This is a genomic window from Variovorax durovernensis, from assembly GCF_977011995.1.
Genome location: NZ_CDRNCW010000001.1, coordinates 4,265,623 through 4,279,759, shown reverse-complemented (window position 1 = coordinate 4,279,759; position 14,137 = coordinate 4,265,623). Strand labels below are relative to the sequence as shown.

The 14,137-nt window shown below is 62.0% G+C and carries 18 protein-coding genes and 1 tRNA gene; 8 read left to right on the top strand and 11 right to left on the bottom strand.

The window, feature by feature from the left end; genetic code table 11:
* Position 1: 1 nt before the first annotated feature.
* Positions 2 to 997 (bottom strand): Bug family tripartite tricarboxylate transporter substrate binding protein, encoded by a 996-nt coding sequence (locus ACWV14_RS20375; protein WP_454903355.1) that lies wholly within the window; start codon positions 995 to 997, stop codon positions 2 to 4.
* A 124-nt stretch (positions 998 to 1,121) separates the two neighbouring features.
* On the opposite strand from ACWV14_RS20375, the gene ACWV14_RS20370 reads away from it, so the two are divergent.
* Positions 1,122 to 2,033 carry a LysR family transcriptional regulator gene (locus ACWV14_RS20370; protein WP_454903354.1) on the top strand — a complete coding sequence of 304 codons (912 nt, stop codon included), beginning with the start codon at positions 1,122 to 1,124 and terminating at the stop codon, positions 2,031 to 2,033.
* 22 nt (positions 2,034 to 2,055) lie between these two features.
* On the opposite strand, the gene ACWV14_RS20365 is transcribed toward ACWV14_RS20370, so the two are convergent.
* Positions 2,056 to 2,129: transfer RNA gene (locus ACWV14_RS20365), tRNA-Gly, on the bottom strand.
* A 227-nt stretch (positions 2,130 to 2,356) separates the two neighbouring features.
* Between ACWV14_RS20365 and ACWV14_RS20360 the strand changes: the two genes are divergently transcribed.
* On the top strand, positions 2,357 to 3,661 hold the full coding sequence (locus ACWV14_RS20360) for a tyrosine-type recombinase/integrase (RefSeq protein ID WP_454903353.1): 1,305 nt from the start codon (positions 2,357 to 2,359) through the stop codon (positions 3,659 to 3,661).
* On the opposite strand, the gene ACWV14_RS20355 is transcribed toward ACWV14_RS20360, so the two are convergent.
* The 6 genes from ACWV14_RS20355 to ACWV14_RS20330 form a co-directional block, all read right to left on the bottom strand.
* Positions 3,634 to 3,894: a helix-turn-helix transcriptional regulator gene (locus ACWV14_RS20355; RefSeq protein WP_454903351.1), complete on the bottom strand. Its 261-nt coding sequence runs from the start codon at positions 3,892 to 3,894 to the stop codon at positions 3,634 to 3,636. The genes ACWV14_RS20360 and ACWV14_RS20355 overlap by 28 nt on opposite strands.
* The gene (locus ACWV14_RS20350) at positions 3,891 to 4,097 is read right to left on the bottom strand and encodes a hypothetical protein (protein ID WP_454903349.1); all 207 of its coding nucleotides are present in this window, start codon (positions 4,095 to 4,097) and stop codon (positions 3,891 to 3,893) included. Before ACWV14_RS20350 ends, ACWV14_RS20355 begins: the two co-directional genes overlap by 4 nt.
* Positions 4,094 to 5,197, bottom strand: coding sequence for a hypothetical protein (locus ACWV14_RS20345; RefSeq protein WP_454903348.1), 1,104 nt, complete (start codon positions 5,195 to 5,197; stop codon positions 4,094 to 4,096). The genes ACWV14_RS20350 and ACWV14_RS20345 overlap by 4 nt, the downstream gene beginning before the upstream one ends.
* Positions 5,194 to 5,664 carry a hypothetical protein gene (locus tag ACWV14_RS20340; RefSeq protein WP_454903347.1) on the bottom strand — a complete coding sequence of 157 codons (471 nt, stop codon included), beginning with the start codon at positions 5,662 to 5,664 and terminating at the stop codon, positions 5,194 to 5,196. The genes ACWV14_RS20345 and ACWV14_RS20340 overlap by 4 nt, the downstream gene beginning before the upstream one ends.
* Before the next feature lie 164 nt (positions 5,665 to 5,828).
* A complete protein-coding gene (locus tag ACWV14_RS20335; protein ID WP_454903345.1) occupies positions 5,829 to 6,599 on the bottom strand; it encodes a BRO-N domain-containing protein in 771 nt (256 codons plus the stop codon).
* A 62-nt stretch (positions 6,600 to 6,661) separates the two neighbouring features.
* Positions 6,662 to 6,787 (bottom strand): hypothetical protein, encoded by a 126-nt coding sequence (locus ACWV14_RS20330; protein WP_454906045.1) that lies wholly within the window; start codon positions 6,785 to 6,787, stop codon positions 6,662 to 6,664.
* A 188-nt stretch (positions 6,788 to 6,975) separates the two neighbouring features.
* On the opposite strand from ACWV14_RS20330, the gene ACWV14_RS20325 reads away from it, so the two are divergent.
* Entirely contained in the window at positions 6,976 to 7,578 is a 603-nt protein-coding gene (locus ACWV14_RS20325; protein WP_454903344.1) for a hypothetical protein, read from the top strand.
* A 279-nt stretch (positions 7,579 to 7,857) separates the two neighbouring features.
* Here the strand turns inward: ACWV14_RS20325 and ACWV14_RS20320 are convergent, their stop codons facing one another.
* Positions 7,858 to 8,694: a hypothetical protein gene (locus ACWV14_RS20320; protein WP_454903343.1), complete on the bottom strand. Its 837-nt coding sequence runs from the start codon at positions 8,692 to 8,694 to the stop codon at positions 7,858 to 7,860.
* Positions 8,695 to 9,207 carry a hypothetical protein gene (locus tag ACWV14_RS20315; RefSeq protein WP_454903342.1) on the bottom strand — a complete coding sequence of 171 codons (513 nt, stop codon included), beginning with the start codon at positions 9,205 to 9,207 and terminating at the stop codon, positions 8,695 to 8,697.
* A gap of 443 nt (positions 9,208 to 9,650) precedes the next feature.
* Between ACWV14_RS20315 and tnpA the strand changes: the two genes are divergently transcribed.
* The 5 genes from tnpA (at position 9,651) to ACWV14_RS20290 (ending at position 12,990) form a co-directional block, all read left to right on the top strand.
* Positions 9,651 to 10,049 (top strand): IS66-like element accessory protein TnpA, encoded by a 399-nt coding sequence (gene tnpA, locus ACWV14_RS20310; protein WP_454902877.1) that lies wholly within the window; start codon positions 9,651 to 9,653, stop codon positions 10,047 to 10,049.
* Positions 10,046 to 10,393 carry an IS66 family insertion sequence element accessory protein TnpB gene (tnpB, locus tag ACWV14_RS20305; RefSeq protein ID WP_116914203.1) on the top strand — a complete coding sequence of 116 codons (348 nt, stop codon included), beginning with the start codon at positions 10,046 to 10,048 and terminating at the stop codon, positions 10,391 to 10,393. Before tnpA ends, tnpB begins: the two co-directional genes overlap by 4 nt.
* 84 nt (positions 10,394 to 10,477) lie before the next feature.
* Positions 10,478 to 12,058: an IS66 family transposase gene (tnpC, locus tag ACWV14_RS20300; RefSeq protein ID WP_454906007.1), complete on the top strand. Its 1,581-nt coding sequence runs from the start codon at positions 10,478 to 10,480 to the stop codon at positions 12,056 to 12,058.
* Positions 12,059 to 12,114: 56 nt separating this feature from the next.
* On the top strand, positions 12,115 to 12,612 hold the full coding sequence (locus ACWV14_RS20295) for a hypothetical protein (protein WP_435497498.1): 498 nt from the start codon (positions 12,115 to 12,117) through the stop codon (positions 12,610 to 12,612).
* Between the two features lie 99 nt (positions 12,613 to 12,711).
* Positions 12,712 to 12,990, top strand: coding sequence for a hypothetical protein (locus tag ACWV14_RS20290; RefSeq protein ID WP_454903341.1), 279 nt, complete (start codon positions 12,712 to 12,714; stop codon positions 12,988 to 12,990).
* Between the two features lie 76 nt (positions 12,991 to 13,066).
* Here the strand turns inward: ACWV14_RS20290 and ACWV14_RS20285 are convergent, their stop codons facing one another.
* Complete coding sequence (locus ACWV14_RS20285) at positions 13,067 to 14,134, bottom strand: helix-turn-helix domain-containing protein (protein WP_454903339.1); 1,068 nt, start codon at positions 14,132 to 14,134, stop codon at positions 13,067 to 13,069.
* Positions 14,135 to 14,137 lie beyond the last annotated feature (3 nt).

Genomic DNA, 14,137 nt, shown 5'->3' with positions numbered 1-14,137 from the left:
TTCAATCGGCCGTGATGCTCGCGCGAGCGGCCACGGCGCGCATCACGGGCAGTTCGCGGTTGATGAGTTCGCTGGCCGCGGCGGCGTTGCTGTATGCCGGCTCCAGCCCCTGGCCCAGCAGCTTGGCGCGTGTGTCGGGGTCGGCGATGGTCGCCGCAAGGGCCTTCTCGAGCTTGGCCTTCACATCGGCGGGGAGCCCCTTCGGCGCCGCCAGCATCAGCCAGGTGTCCATGTCGATGCCGGCATAGCCGCTCTCGGCCATGGTCGGCACGTTGGGAAGCAAGGCGGAGCGCTTGGCCGTGGTCAGCGCAATTGCCTTGATCTTGCCGCTCTTGAGTTGCGGGATCGCTGCGCTCACGGTGTCGATGCTGAAGGGAATCTGCCCGCCCATCAGGTCGGTCATGGCCGGAGCGCTGCCCTTGTAGGGCACGTGCGTCATCTTCAGGCCGGCAGCGTGCAGGATGCTTTCGCCGGCGAACTGCGAGGTGGTGCCGGTGCCGAAGGAACCGTATGAATATTTGCCCGGCGACGCCTTCACGTAGTCCACGAACTGCTTCACCGTCTGAACCGGCACATCGCTGTTGGCCAGCAGGATCAGTCCGGTGCGCCCGGCGATGCCGATCGGGTCGAAGCTCTTGACGGGGTCATAGGGCAGGTTGGCACGGATGGCGGGGTTGACGGTGAACGTGGTGCCCGAGCTGACCAGCAGCGTGTAGCCGTCGGGCGCCGCCTTCGAGACGTAGCTTGCACCGATCACCGTGCCGGCGCCTGCGCGGTTCTCGATGATGACGGGCTGGCCAAGCTCCTTGCCGAGCCGCTGCGCAATCACGCGGCCGTTGACGTCTGTTGCGCCCCCTGGCGGGAAGGGAATCACGAGCGTGATCGGGCGCGAGGGGAAGGCCGTCTCGGCGGCGGGCGCGGTCAGCGGCACGGCGGCAAGGCCGAATCCGTACAGCAAGGCGAGGGCCGCGCGGGCCATGAGCGGAAGACGGTTCATCGGGGCTCCTGATGGTTCGAGAGGGTGCGAAACAAGGCCATCCTAGGAGTCGGGAGTGGATGCAACAAGCGCAATGTTTAGAATCTTTCGTTGCCAAATCAGCAATCGAGAACCGGAGAATTCCATGTCACTTCGTGCCTTGCAGGAGACCGCGGTCCGCTATTTCCTCGAGGTCGTGAAAACCGGCTCGGTGAAGGAAGCGGCGCTCAAGCTCAACGTCGCGTCTTCGGCGGTGAGCCGGCAGGTGGCGCGCCTGGAGCGCGAACTCGACACGCTGCTGTTCGACCGGCATGCGCGAGGCATGGTGCCCAATGCCGCCGGCGAACTGCTGGCGGCGCATGCCAAGCGGGCGCAGCAGGACATCGAGCGGGTTGCGAACGACATCGCCGGCTTGCGCGGCCTGCGCAGCGGACATGTGCGCGTGGCGAGCACCGAGGGCTTTGCCTTCGACTTCATCCCGACCCTGATCGCCCGCTTCCGGCGCAAGCACGAGGGCGTGCGCTTTCACTTGCAGGTCTGCTCTCCGGCCGACATTTCCAGGCATGTGCGCGATGGCGAAGCCGACGTCGGCATCACCTTGAGCGCCGTGCCCGAACCCGGCATCGAGATCGAACTGCGGCATCCCAGTCCCATCCTGGCCGTGATGGGCAAGGACCATCCGCTGGCGTCACAGCGGCAGTTGTCGCTGCGCCAGGTGGTGGCGTACCCGCTGGGATTGCCGCAGGAAGACAGTTCGATACGGCGCCTGCTCGACGCCAGTTGCAGCCGGCAGGGGCTGAGCTATATGCAGGCCATGTCCAGCAACCACGCGAGCGCGCTGTTGAGCTTTGTGGCGGAGGGTGGGGACAGCATCGCCTTCTACGGTGCGTTGTCGATGCGCCCGTTGCTGCAGAGCAAGGCGCTGGTCGTCATTCCACTCAAGGACCGCGAGATGAACGAGCGCCATCTGGAGATAGAGACCATGGCGGGCCGCTCGCTGCCCGATGCGGGAAAAGCCTTCGTGCGGTTTCTGGTCGACGCGGTGAAGGCTACGTGATGCGATCTGGGAAGAGGGGGAGTGGAGCGGGTGAAGGGAATCGAACCCTCGTATGAAGCTTGGGAAGCTGCCGTTCTGCCATTGAACTACACCCGCATTTTGCAACCCGTTGATTTCTAACGAGTTATCGACCTAAGTACCTGATTTTACAGAGGAAAGAGGGTCTTTCGACTTCGACCGTGTTCCCAACGTCACCCGGTCAAACCCCTGTCCACTTGGCACCTTGGCGTAGGTTTTGGCGTAGGTTTTTTTGATAGAAACTACACCCGAAACCACCCGTCGGACGCATGCCTGCGAGCGACGACAGCCGGGAGTATAGGGCCATGTTCTTCGATGTTCGCGCTGCCAAGCAGCTCAAGCCAGGCGAGCATCTCGTCGTTGAAGGTTGCGAGGGACTGCGCCTTGTCGCCTCTGCGTCGAAGATGACGTGGACCTACCGCTACAAGCAGCCTGGAACGGGCTTGATGAAGCAGACCCGCATCGGCACGTATCCCGGCATGCGGCCATCCGAAGCGGCCGAGGCCGTGGAGCGGCTGCGCACCCTGCGCGCCGACGGCGTGGACCCGAAGGCGTTCCAGCGGCAGCAGCGCAAACCTGCCACTGCGGTGCCGGCAGGCGCCGAGGTGTTCACGGTGCGCAAGCTGGTGCAGGACTACATCACCAACCACATCGAGCTGGAACGCCAGGAAGCGGGTGCCATCGCGGCGAGGAGGGCGCTCGAAAGGCTGCTGGACGAAGAGCCGGCATTTGCCGATGCGCCTGCGGCTGCCGTGACCCGCTCTACGTGCTTCGACCTGCTCGACGCCCGAAAAGCTACGCCAACCGCGGCGCAAAAGCTACGCTCGATGCTCGGCGCGGCGTGGTCGCGTGCGCTGGACGCTGGCCGTCTCGACCAGGACGTGCCGAACTGGTGGCCCACCCTGATGAAGGGCAAGCTGAAAAGCAAAGGGAAGATCGTCGGCGGTGAGCACCAGGGCCAGAAGCGGCGCGTGCTGCGCGACGATGAGGTGGGAGAACTGCTGGCGTGGCTGCCGAACATGCACGAACTCGGCCGTGATGCGACGCAGATGTACCTGTGGACCTGCGCGCGCGGCGTTGAGATCCTGGCCATGCGCCCGGAGCACGTCACCGAAGAGAAGGATGGCTGGTGGTGGACCGTGCCGAAGGAGGCGACAAAGAATGCGCGCTTCGAGGAAGCCGTCGATCTGCGCGTGCCGTTGGTGGGGCGTGCACTGAAGATCGTTCAGCGCCGCCTCAAGGCCGTAGGCAAGTCTGGGCTGCTATTCGAGGATGCCCGCGGCGAGCAGTACACCCAGCACGACTTCTCGACCTACATCTATGGCTTGCAGCCGTACTCCGAGAAGGTGGCCCGCCGCGAGAGCGAGGGGCTGATCCTCCCGGTGACGCACTGGACACCGCACAACCTGCGCCGCACCGGCCGCACGATGCTGGCGGCGCTGGGGTGCCCGAAGGAGATCGGCGAGGCGGTGCTGGGCCACCTACCCCCGGCCATCGAGGGCACCTACAACACGCACACCTATGACAAGGAGCGCCGGCTCTGGCTCACCAAGCTGGCCAAGTACCTCGAGGCGCTCGACCGTCAGGCTGGTGCGCCGGCTCGGCCGTAGCCGCAGTTCTTCGGCGGAAGGTGGTCGGACTCGGGGCGTTCGCGGCCCCAGGCTTCGAGTTCTTCAACGAGCCACGCCGTGCGTCCCTTGCTGACCTTGCGCGGCTTCGGCGCTTCGCCCCGCGCCACCAGGTCTTCGAAGGTGCTCTCGCCGATGGCCAGGAAGGCAGCCGCATCGGCTCGCCCAAGGTAGAGCGGCCTGATCTGCACGACAGGAAGAGGGAGCTTCTTCATCGCTTGGCATCCTCCGCCATCACGGCCCGCACGATGGCATTGCGCAGGCCGACCCGTGCGGTTCTGGGTAGGGTCTCCCAAAGCGTCGGGTGCTCGGTGTCGATGTACTCCATCACGTCGAACGCCACCAGGTCAGCATCGATGGTTCCTTGGGGCTTGGGCACCAGACGTAGTGCCGGCGTGCGGGTAGCGGCGGTGCTCATGCTGCCACCCACCGTGCAACAGCTTCATCGAGGGACTCGTGCGCGAGATCGAGAATGCGCAGGGCGCCATGCAGCGCAACGTCATCATCGGCATGCAGTGCTGCTTCCAGCACGGCAATCGTCACGCTGATGGGCGCGGAGGCGTTCTCGCACATCCGAACATCGCGGGCGCCGATGCCCTCACTCAGAATCTCCTTGCCACGCTCCGCGCAGTACTTGACCCCGTAGATCAGGTCAGAACCGATCTCGATGGCGCGGGCCTGAATGATGGCGATGGCCTCGCACAACATGGCGTAAGGGCCTTCTTCGATGCCAAGGGCTTCGAACGCAGAAGGGGCCAGTGCTGTCGTGGGCTCGGACGCTTCTGCGCCTTCGTGCTGCTGCGTGCCGTCTTCACCCGCAGCGCCGGCCTGGGTTTCGGCAAGCGTCAGGTCTTCGAAGTACTCGGGATCGAGAACCTGCGGGCCGATGGCGCCAGACAAGACCGAGGTGAAGCCTTCGTACAAAGACTGCTCGCACATGGCATCGACGAAGTAGTCGCCCACGATGTTCACTTGCCGTGCGCCAGCATCGCGATTTCTGCGTTGGCATTCGCTCGCACAGTCGTTGTCGCGGCATTCCCGGAGCATCTTGATCGCGAGATCCCTGCCGCGTTGGAAGTCGTACTCGTCACCGCCGACCGGCAGCGCTCGAACTGCATCGTTCACGGGATCGAGCGCGGTCTGCGCGGCGTCGAGCAACGCAAATGCCTCTTCCAGCGTGCCGTGCAGCACCGTACCTTCAGCGAGCTTGATCGCGCCCTGGATGCAGGCCAGCACGGGAAACAGGCCGTTGTAGACGCGCTTCGCATCGGCCTGCGTAATGTCTTCACGCCGGATGACGAGGTTGGGCTCCAGGATCACGTCGTGATTGATGTGGTCGAGCAGTGTGTCGATCGGCTCGCCGCGCTCTGCTGCGTCGTAGGCCATTTCGAGCTTTTCTTCTGCCGCGCCCATCCAGCCGCGGATGTCCGCGATGGTGACCCGCGGCGGCTCGATCTTCTTGGCGACGGCAGGGCGCTTGGCAGCCTTGGCGCGGGGCTTGTCGAGGACGGCATTCATGCTTGCACCTCGCGCTTCGTCAGCTCTTCAACCGCTCGCGCAGCGAGTTTCTCGACGGTCCAGTAGCACATCGAGAGGCAGCGATCTCCCAAGCGGAATCCGCGCAGCCCGCGTCCGAGGTCGTCTTGCGACACGGCCTCAAGGTGCGCGGCCAGGGAACTGGCATGGCACACGACATCTCGCGTGGTTTCCGACACGGCAAGGTTCCTCGAGAGGTCACCGGCCGTGCTCAGCAGAGAGGCTGTGGCCTGGACCATCCCCGAGAGGCCAGGGGCTTTGTTGGGCTCGTCGAACGAGCTGTCGCCGCCGAAGGTCTGGGAAAGCAGCGACGCGATGGTGGCTGCTTGCTCGAGCAAGTCGTGCAAGTTCTCTTTGCCTTCTGCAGAAGCTGCGGGCAGAAATGAGGGTGTCGGCGGTGGGGGCGGCACGGTTGCGCCTGCCAGCGCGAGCGTGGCATCATTCGTCATGTGAAGTTCCTATCCTTTGACGGGGTGGTTTTTCATAGACGGTCGAGTGGGCTCAATCACTCGGCCGTCGCCTTTTGGGGCGACGCCATCCATGTTGGTGGGAAACAGAATACGGAACGGATCGCACTTTCGTAAGGTTGCGGTGCGATCTGGTCCCATTTTTTTCATGCGGCCTCCTTCTCGGGGCCGAGCAGCGGCAGCACATTGGGGCTCCACTTCACTTGCTGAATCGGAACGCCGCTGCCGTGCTTCTTGCCGGTGTCCAGGATGCGTGCGAACTCGCGGCCGGCATCGGTGACTTCCCAGACATCACCGCGCTTCATCTGCATACCGGCCTCGGCGAGCAGCAGGTTCACGCCGCGAGCACTGGCGCCGATGCGCTTGCCCAACTCCGTCGGCGTGAAGAACTGGGTGTCCTGCTTCTCGGCTTCGAGATGCACTTGGCCCAGGCCTTCGAGCAAATTCACGTCGGTGAGCTTGCGCACCATCTGGTTGGCGCTGATCGCTGCGGCGTTCTTGTCGCAGCCGAGCAGGCGGGCCACGCGGAACAGCGGCGGGAAGGCTTTGGCGGCGTCGTAGGCCAGTCGCACGGGTGAGGGCGCTGCCCTCGGTGCCGTGTAGCTGCCCGTCTTGCGGATCGAGGGCAGTACTTCTTCGAAGACCCACCGCTCAAAGCGTTCGGCCGCCGGCAGGGTGCTGTTCACGATCAGGCGCAACACATCGGGCTCGGAGAGAACGCGCATTTCCTGGACGCCACCGCCCGTTTGAAGGGGGTGCAGCTTTTGCACCCCCTTGCAGTGCGAGCGGATTGCCGTGCTGGCGTCCGCGTAGCCCAGTGCTTCGGCAACGTCCTTGCCGACGAAGTAAGGCTCACCGTCGATCTCGAGCGCCCGGATGTTTGTGCCGTCGAAGGTGAAGGGAACGATATTGCTCATTGCTGTCCTTTTCGTCGTTGCTGACTTTTGGTGATTGAGGTGCCGCTGTCTGCTAAAGCGCTTTATTTGAGAAGTGGCCCGAGCTGTCGAGCACGGGACTCTTGGAGCCGAAAGACGATCTCATTTCCTAAAGTTCGGCGGTTGTCGATGGACTGGTGCTTCAGCCAGTCTCGGAGCTCTGTTGGCATGCGCACTGGCGTTGATGAGGGGCGACTCGCGGGGGTGTTCATGCAGCTCCTTGGCTAATAGAGTTGAAAGTGGCTCATGTGTTCGATAATGTATTGTGTGGTCGTTTCGAGCACAAGCGCTTTGATGGTGACTTTGAAGTTTTTTTGGCACATCGAGCGGAAGCCCAGGTTGGGTGGACAATTGCCGAATGGCTGAGACAAAGAAGACCGCAAGCAGGCTGACTCGTAGCGAGACCGTGACCGTGAGGCTGGACCCACAGTTGCGGTACTTGGCGGAGCTGGCAGCCCGGAAGCAGCGACGCTCCCTCTCTAGTTACATCGAATGGGCAGTTGAGATCAGCTTGAAAGACGTGCGGCTGCACGAAGGCACGGGCTACAACGGAGATGAAAGCATCACCGTTGCCGAGGAAGCCGCGAAGCTTTGGGACGTAGACGAGTCGGAACGCTTCATTAAGCTTGCGATCAGCTATCCCGCATTGCTCACGCAGGAGGAGCAGGAGCGATGGAAGCTGTTGAACGACAGCCTGCTGCTGGCTCCGGCTAGGAGACGGGATATGTCGGGGAATGTCTTGTGGAACAACTCCGTGCTTGAAGACAAAGTTTTTCCAGTGGTGCGCAAGGAGTGGCCACGATTGATCGAGGTCCATGGAGCAGGCACCGAGTTGCGTGCGAAGTGGACTTCCGAAATGAGAGCGGCAGTGCAGGATGGATTTATGTACCCGGGCTACAAGCCAGACCAACCACTTGCCAAGGCCAACTTTTCGGACATGGATGACGATGTTCCGTTCTAAGGAGTTCGTCTCGCCCACTGTTCTGTCGCGCCCAACGCTCCGCCGACGGTGTCCCGCCATGATCTTGTTCATGATTCTTTCCCCCGCTTAGAGGCAACGATCAGCTTGAGGTGGTGTGCCTCTCAGTACAAGTCTTGTAGCCGTGCTTGCCTAGGAAGAAGCGCTGTAGCCCCTCAACGTGATCGCCGTGCTGTGGTTTGCCCGCGGTGCATCCGATGTGCTGCGGTATGGGGCGGACTTTGCAGGGCTGAGGACGGGGCGTCACTACCCGCCTACCGGCTAACCGTCCGGTTTGCCAGTAGGCGGGGGATCTTTAAGCCACACCTCTCTCAACTGCTTTTCCGTTATATCAACGCCGAACTCATGTTTGACACGACGAACATAGTCACGCGCGAACGCTGACTTGTTTGCGTTGTAGGCGTTCTGGTGAGTTGACCACTCATGCTGGACAAATGTTCGAGCACGTTTGCCAGGGGCATGTCTGGCTGCGACGGCCCGAGTTGCCTGCTCGCGTCTGGCCTGTTGCTTGGCGAAATTCAGGGTGGATTCCATGCTCTTGGGAAGCTGCAACCGATCCCTCAGAGCCAATATGTCAACGACGTTTTCTATTAGGCCATTTCCGTCTAGAAATTCAGAGATGACGGCGCTATCAACGCGCCACAGTAACGCGAGTGCAATGAGTTGTCCGTAGCCATCAATCGGGCTGTCTCCAACCAGCCAGTGTGGTGCCTGCTGGTCCGTGATCTGAAGGAGCAGCATCAAGCGTTCGACCCAGTCGAATTCGTTCCAGCGATCCTCTAATTCGGCTCGTGAATCTAAATTGAATGAGACGCGGCCCTGGTCAACCATCTTCAATAAGTCAGGAAAAAACTCCTTATCCAACATCTCGTTCGCGACGCCGATCCAGTCCCGATAACCCTCGGGCGTAAGGATGGCTTCTGAGATTCCAGCGAGATAGGTGTACGCCAAGAACCCGGCGGCCCAAACGGTCTCATCGAGGTGGAGTTTTCCTCTGGCATCCATGACGCGCTTGGCGATGAATCCTGGCTGATCATCATCAAACGACAGATGGAGATCGAAGGCCTGAAGCGGATGCCGAATCTGCGGATTGGACATTCAATACGGCTTGGGTGGTCGTGGATCGGCGAGGTCCTTTAGCCAAACCTCCCGTAGCTGCTTTTCAGTGACTTTAAGGTCAAATTCGTTTTTGATCCGACGCACATAGTCGCGAGCAAAGGCTGATTTGTTGTTCGCGTATTCGGAACGGTGCTCCTGCCACTCTGCAGTGACAAACTGTTTGGCAGGCCGGGTGCTTGCGTGCCGGGCGGCGACAGCCTTCTTCGCTGAATCCCTCCGCTTTGTGCTGTCCCTGATGTACTCGAAGCACTCGAAGAGCTGCTCATGAAGCCAAAAGCAGGCCGTCGGATCGTCTTTGCCCCAGCGAATACCAGCCATGCGATCCAGCAGCAGCAAGCCGAATCCGGCAAGTTCGACTCCCTGGTCGACTGGCTGGTCGAGAAAGTCTCCAACGGACGTGCATTCGTCCATGCGGGTAAGGACCTGCGCCAACTGAAGCGCAGTGGAGATGCCGGCTTTCTTGAGTCCTTCCAAAAAGGTATCGCTGTACATCTCAAAGTAGCTCGATACACCGTCTTCGACAGCGAGGCCCCCAACGGTCAAATATTCGTCACGCCTGCTTTTCGCGTCAAGCCATCGAGGGTCGGGCGGGGTTGAGAGGTCAATCACACCCGTGATATTGCCATCAACACGAGGGAAGGGGCGCAAAAGCTGGGCATCGACGCGAGGCGCTAAAGTGGACCCACTCAATAACAGAGGAGGGCGACCATGAAAATTCAAACTAGGCGTCTCGCTTGCCAGGCGCTACTGCTGCTCTTGGCCGCGGGCTCGGCGTCTGCAAAGACAATCACATGCGTTCCGGTCGCGAGCAAGGACACGCCATACGTAATAGTCCGACGAAGGCCGTCCTTGCCTGACGCGCTGGCTGCGGGAAGCATCTGACCCGAATCGCAGACCCGCTTGTAGGTGTGCGCTAAATGGAGATGGTGCACACCATGAAGAGTGAGCAAGACGCAGGGAAGGCGAGCCGGCGACATCACGACCGAGCGTTCAAACATGAGCTCGTACAACAAAGCTTGGAGCCGGGCGCGTCCGTGTCGGCGATCGCGCTGCACGGCGGCGTCAACGCCAACATGCTGTTCAAGTGGCGCAGGGAGCATCTTCGGGCTGCTGGCGGCGCGTCGGCGGCTGTACTGTTGCCGGTGACTGTCGCGCCGGCGGCCGAGGTCATGACGGTTCCCGCGTCAGGCGAGCATGCTGTGGCGCCACCGAGGTCGGCTCTGCGCAGCGGCGTTATTGAGTTGGAGTTCGCCGGCGCCCAGTTGCGCTTGCGCGGGCCGGTCGACGAAGACAGCCTGCGCCGTGTCCTGCGCGCGCTGCGCCAGAGCGAATGATCGGCCCGCGCGCTGGCACTCGGGTGTGGCTGGCCGCCGGTGTGACGGACATGCGCTGCGGCATGGACACGCTGGCGGCGAAGGTACAGACCGCGCTGAGCGAGGACCCGTACGGCGGTCATGTCTTCGTCTTCCGCGGTCGCCGAGGCGATCTCGTCAAGCTGCTGTGGAGTGACGGCGATGGCATGTGCCTGCTGGCCAAGCGGTTGGAGCGTGGCCGCTTCATCTGGCCGCAGGCAGAAACGGGCTCGATCTCGCTGAGCGCTGCACAGCTGTCGATGCTGCTCGAAGGCATCGACTGGCGACGGCCCGAGCGTACCTGGCAGCCGCGCGCGGCAGCATAGGCGGCCTTCTGCAGTTGACAGGGCAACTCCCGCTGTGGAAATGGGTGACGACAGGCACAGTCGCACCCCATGACCTCCGAGGAACTGCTGGTTGCCAACGCCGCTCTTAGCGGCGAGGTACAGCGCTCGCAAGAGGCATTGAAGATTGCACTGCTGACCGTCGAGAAGCTCAAGGTGGAGGTGGCTTACCTGCGGCGCATGAAGTACGGGCGCTCCAGCGAACAGCTCGAGCACGCGCAGCTTGAGCTCGTGGGCGGTCAACTCGCGCAGCCGGCGGTGCCCGCTGAAGGCGCCGATCATCCCTCCAACGTCACGTCCATCGAGCAGGCTCGCAAGAAGCGGCAGAAGCGACAGCGCACCGGTGTACGGGACTTGCCGGATCACCTGCCACGGCGCACTGTGGTGCACACTCCGCAAAGCGGTTGCAACTGCGAAGCCTGTGGCCGCGGCCTTCGCGAGATCGGACAGGACGTCTCGGAGATACTCGACTACGAGCCGGGCACCTTCCACGTCGTGCGCCACGTTCGCCCCAAGCTCGCTTGCGCGGCCTGCAGCACGATCATGCAGGCACCGGCGCCGAGTCGGCCGATCGACCGCTGCATGGCCGGCACCGGCCTGCTCACGCATGTGCTGGTGAGCAAGTACTGCGACCACACGCCCCTGTACCGGCTGTGCCAGATCTACAGCCGTGAAGGCGTCGAACTGCAGCGCTCGACCCTGGCGGACTGGGTAGCGCAGGCGGCACGCCTGCTGAGCCCGCTGGCCGAAGCGATCGGCCGCTACGTGGTGGCGGCCGATAAGGTCCACGGCGACGACACGCCGATCCGCGTGCTCGGCGGTGCGGGCGCCAAGGCCCGCACCGGGCGCCTGTGGGTGTACGTGAGGGATGACCGCCCCAGCGGCGACACAGCGCCGCCGGCGGTGTGGTTCCAATACTCGGTGAACCGCAAGGGCGAACACCCCGTTCGTCACCTGAGGCACTTCAAGGGAATCCTGCAAGCGGATGCCTTCGCTGGCTACCACCCGCTGTACGAAGACGGCCGTGTGGTCGAGGCGGCTTGCTGGAGCCATGCACGCCGCAAGGTGTGGGACATCCACGAGCGTCAGCACAAGCTGGCCGGAACGCTGGCGCACCAGGCGTTACAGCGCATCGGCAAGGTGTTCGGCGTCGAGGCCGACATCCGCGGCAAGACGCCGGATGAGCGAATGCGGGTTCGCCAGGAGCACACTGGTCCCATGCTGGATGAATTGAGGGAGTGGTTCAACACAACGCTAGCGCAGGTCTCGGCAAAGTCGCCGATGGCGCTGGCGATCGGGTACTCGCTGAGCAACTGGACGGCGCTGACGCGCTTCGTTGACGACGGCCGCATCGAGGCGCACAACAACGCTGCCGAGCGCGCGCTGCGCGGCGTCGCTATCGGACGCAAGAACTATCTGCACCTCGGCTCCGACGCCGGCGGCAGCAGCGCTGCAGTGATCTACACGCTGATCGGCTGCGCCAAGCTCAACGGAATTGACCCACAGGCCTACCTGCGACACGTGCTCGAGCGCATTGCTGACCACCCGAGCAACCGCATCGACGAGCTACTGCCGTGGGCCGTCGCCGGTGAGCTCGTCAAGGCTACGCCCACGACATCAGCGACGGCAGACAAGCTCGCGGCCTGAGCGTTGCCGCTGGCAAAATTGCCGACATGCGTGTCGAGCAGATCAAAGACCTTCCCATGGCCACCAGCGCCGAGCTGTACCAGCTCAGCTGGGTCATCGAGCAACTCATGGCCGACCCCCGACGCATCGTGCAAGCGCGCTCGCAGCTGCACATGGGCCAACTGGTGCAGTACTGGGACTGGGGCACTGGCAAACTGCGCAGGGCCCGCATCGTGGCCATGAAAGACCGCCAAGCCACGCTGGTCGACGAGCAGAGCAAAGAGCGCCTGAACGTGCTGTATGCGGCCATCGTGCCGGCGGAGGAACAGCCGAATGCTTCGGATGCCAGATCAGCGTCAGCGGCGCCTGCGGCGCCGCTGAGGCCGCCGCCGGAGATCAACAGGAAGGAGGACTTCCGTGTCGGCCAGCGCGTCAGCTTCGTCGACCAAAGCCTCAAACGTCAGGTCGGAGAGATCAAGCGCCTCAACCAGCGCACAGCCACCGTTCACTGCGACGGCCGGGCCTGGCGCGTGGGCTTCGGCCTGCTCCAGCACGTGGCCGACATCACGCCATAAAGCACCCGGCCGTCAACGACGGCCTTGAGCGGACTATTACCGCCATACCTGCACTGGGTTCGCAGAATCTCCATCGATGAGCCTTCGCGAACTGTCAACATGGACATGGTGCGCTTCAGGACCAAGGACTCGGAGACGATGGTCAAACTGAAAGCCGAGTTGGTGAGCTCGACAGACACCCAGTTTGGCGAGCCGATCTATGTCTTCAACACAATTCCCGCTGCTGGCGTCGAGGTCACCCACCTCTTCAAGCTATTCAAGTCGCTGGATGACTGGCGCCTCATCAGTGCAGGAGTGACGTTCGTCGGCAAGACGCCGGCGTTGAAGGCGATTGAGCCGAGCGCGGTCTTTGATTGCAAGCGATCGGAAATGGGCTGACGGCGGAAACGGCGATGTGCCGGTTCGATTCCGGCCCTGGGCATAAAAAAGCCCGCGCGAGGCGGGCGAGAGATGTTTAAACGATGGATAGAGTGGGTTTCTGGCGCGGTGGCGCAACTGGAGGTTGCACAACCAGTTCTCCCACAAGGGCTTCAATCTCCTCTGCTGGAATATGAAGTGTTCTGGCAATGGAGTCTCTTGTCACACCCTCTTGCCAGAGTTCCGCGAACACCATTCGCCACAGCACGGATTTCTCCCTGGGACGTCCCTCAGGCTCAGTAGTTCGATAGCCTCGCTGGCTTATCTGCTTGCAAAGGTCACGGTAATGCCAGTCGGAAATGAGTTTGGCATCGAAGGCCGTTCGAGCCAGAGCTGCGACCGATACCCCCCACCTCGATTTTGCAGAAACCAGTTGTTCCAGCGAACGAACTCGTTGAAGGTGCCCGATAAGATCGCCTCGATTGATGAGGAACGCAGAGGCAAAAGCATCCGCATCGCGTTCAACATCACGATTACTGTTGGCACCGTGCATGTGAAGAACCAAATGACCTAGCTCGTGAGCTGCATCGAAGCGGCTACGTTCGGCCGACTTAAACGTGTTCAAAAATACGAACGGCACTCCATCCCGCCAGCACGAAAAGGCATCCACATTCTTATGTTGTTCGGCAAGTGCGAAAACGCGTACACCTTTCGCCTCAAGCAGTTTGATCATGTGCTCGACAGGGCGAGTGCCAATGCCCCAGTGGCTCCTGAGTGCTTCTGCTGCTGCAATCGGCTCCTCTTCCCGCAAGTCCAGCAACTGAGGCTCCGGAAGTGAAAACTTCTGTGAAACCCAATGATGAAATTCAAAGGCAATGGCGCCGGCTGCGAGCGCTGCGTCGCGTTGGCGCGCAGTCAAGCTCGACAAACTGCGGAAACTCACTGCCTCAGTGGTCAGTTCCTCGCAGTCGCTCAAATAGAAGAACTCGATCGGATATTCCAAGGCTCCAGCTAGGGCCCGGACCGTGTCCATGCTTGGCTCATTGGTATCACCCACCTCCAGTCGGGTAAGCGTCACCGCTGTAACTCCAGACCTCTCGGCTAGTTCCTTCTTGGTGAGTTGACGCCGCTTTCGTGCAATCGAAAGCCGGTTAGCGTTGAACATGGG

Coding starts and splice junctions, on each gene's coding strand:
- ACWV14_RS20325 (WP_454903344.1), top strand. CDS start 6,976: ATGGCTGAGACAAAGAAGACCGCAAGCAGGCTGACTCGTAGCGAGACC.
- ACWV14_RS20340 (WP_454903347.1), bottom strand. CDS start 5,664: ATGACGAATGATGCCACGCTCGCGCTGGCAGGCGCAACCGTGCCGCCC.
- ACWV14_RS20360 (WP_454903353.1), top strand. CDS start 2,357: ATGTTCTTCGATGTTCGCGCTGCCAAGCAGCTCAAGCCAGGCGAGCAT.
- ACWV14_RS20285 (WP_454903339.1), bottom strand. CDS start 14,134: ATGTTCAACGCTAACCGGCTTTCGATTGCACGAAAGCGGCGTCAACTC.
- ACWV14_RS20295 (WP_435497498.1), top strand. CDS start 12,115: ATGGCCACCAGCGCCGAGCTGTACCAGCTCAGCTGGGTCATCGAGCAA.
- ACWV14_RS20335 (WP_454903345.1), bottom strand. CDS start 6,599: ATGAGCAATATCGTTCCCTTCACCTTCGACGGCACAAACATCCGGGCG.
- ACWV14_RS20330 (WP_454906045.1), bottom strand. CDS start 6,787: ATGCCAACAGAGCTCCGAGACTGGCTGAAGCACCAGTCCATCGACAAC.
- ACWV14_RS20290 (WP_454903341.1), top strand. CDS start 12,712: ATGGACATGGTGCGCTTCAGGACCAAGGACTCGGAGACGATGGTCAAA.
- ACWV14_RS20345 (WP_454903348.1), bottom strand. CDS start 5,197: ATGAATGCCGTCCTCGACAAGCCCCGCGCCAAGGCTGCCAAGCGCCCT.
- ACWV14_RS20370 (WP_454903354.1), top strand. CDS start 1,122: ATGTCACTTCGTGCCTTGCAGGAGACCGCGGTCCGCTATTTCCTCGAG.
- ACWV14_RS20320 (WP_454903343.1), bottom strand. CDS start 8,694: ATGTCCAATCCGCAGATTCGGCATCCGCTTCAGGCCTTCGATCTCCAT.
- ACWV14_RS20315 (WP_454903342.1), bottom strand. CDS start 9,207: ATGTACAGCGATACCTTTTTGGAAGGACTCAAGAAAGCCGGCATCTCC.
- tnpB (WP_116914203.1), top strand. CDS start 10,046: ATGATCGGCCCGCGCGCTGGCACTCGGGTGTGGCTGGCCGCCGGTGTG.
- ACWV14_RS20355 (WP_454903351.1), bottom strand. CDS start 3,894: ATGAAGAAGCTCCCTCTTCCTGTCGTGCAGATCAGGCCGCTCTACCTT.
- ACWV14_RS20375 (WP_454903355.1), bottom strand. CDS start 997: ATGAACCGTCTTCCGCTCATGGCCCGCGCGGCCCTCGCCTTGCTGTAC.
- tnpA (WP_454902877.1), top strand. CDS start 9,651: ATGAAGAGTGAGCAAGACGCAGGGAAGGCGAGCCGGCGACATCACGAC.
- ACWV14_RS20350 (WP_454903349.1), bottom strand. CDS start 4,097: ATGAGCACCGCCGCTACCCGCACGCCGGCACTACGTCTGGTGCCCAAG.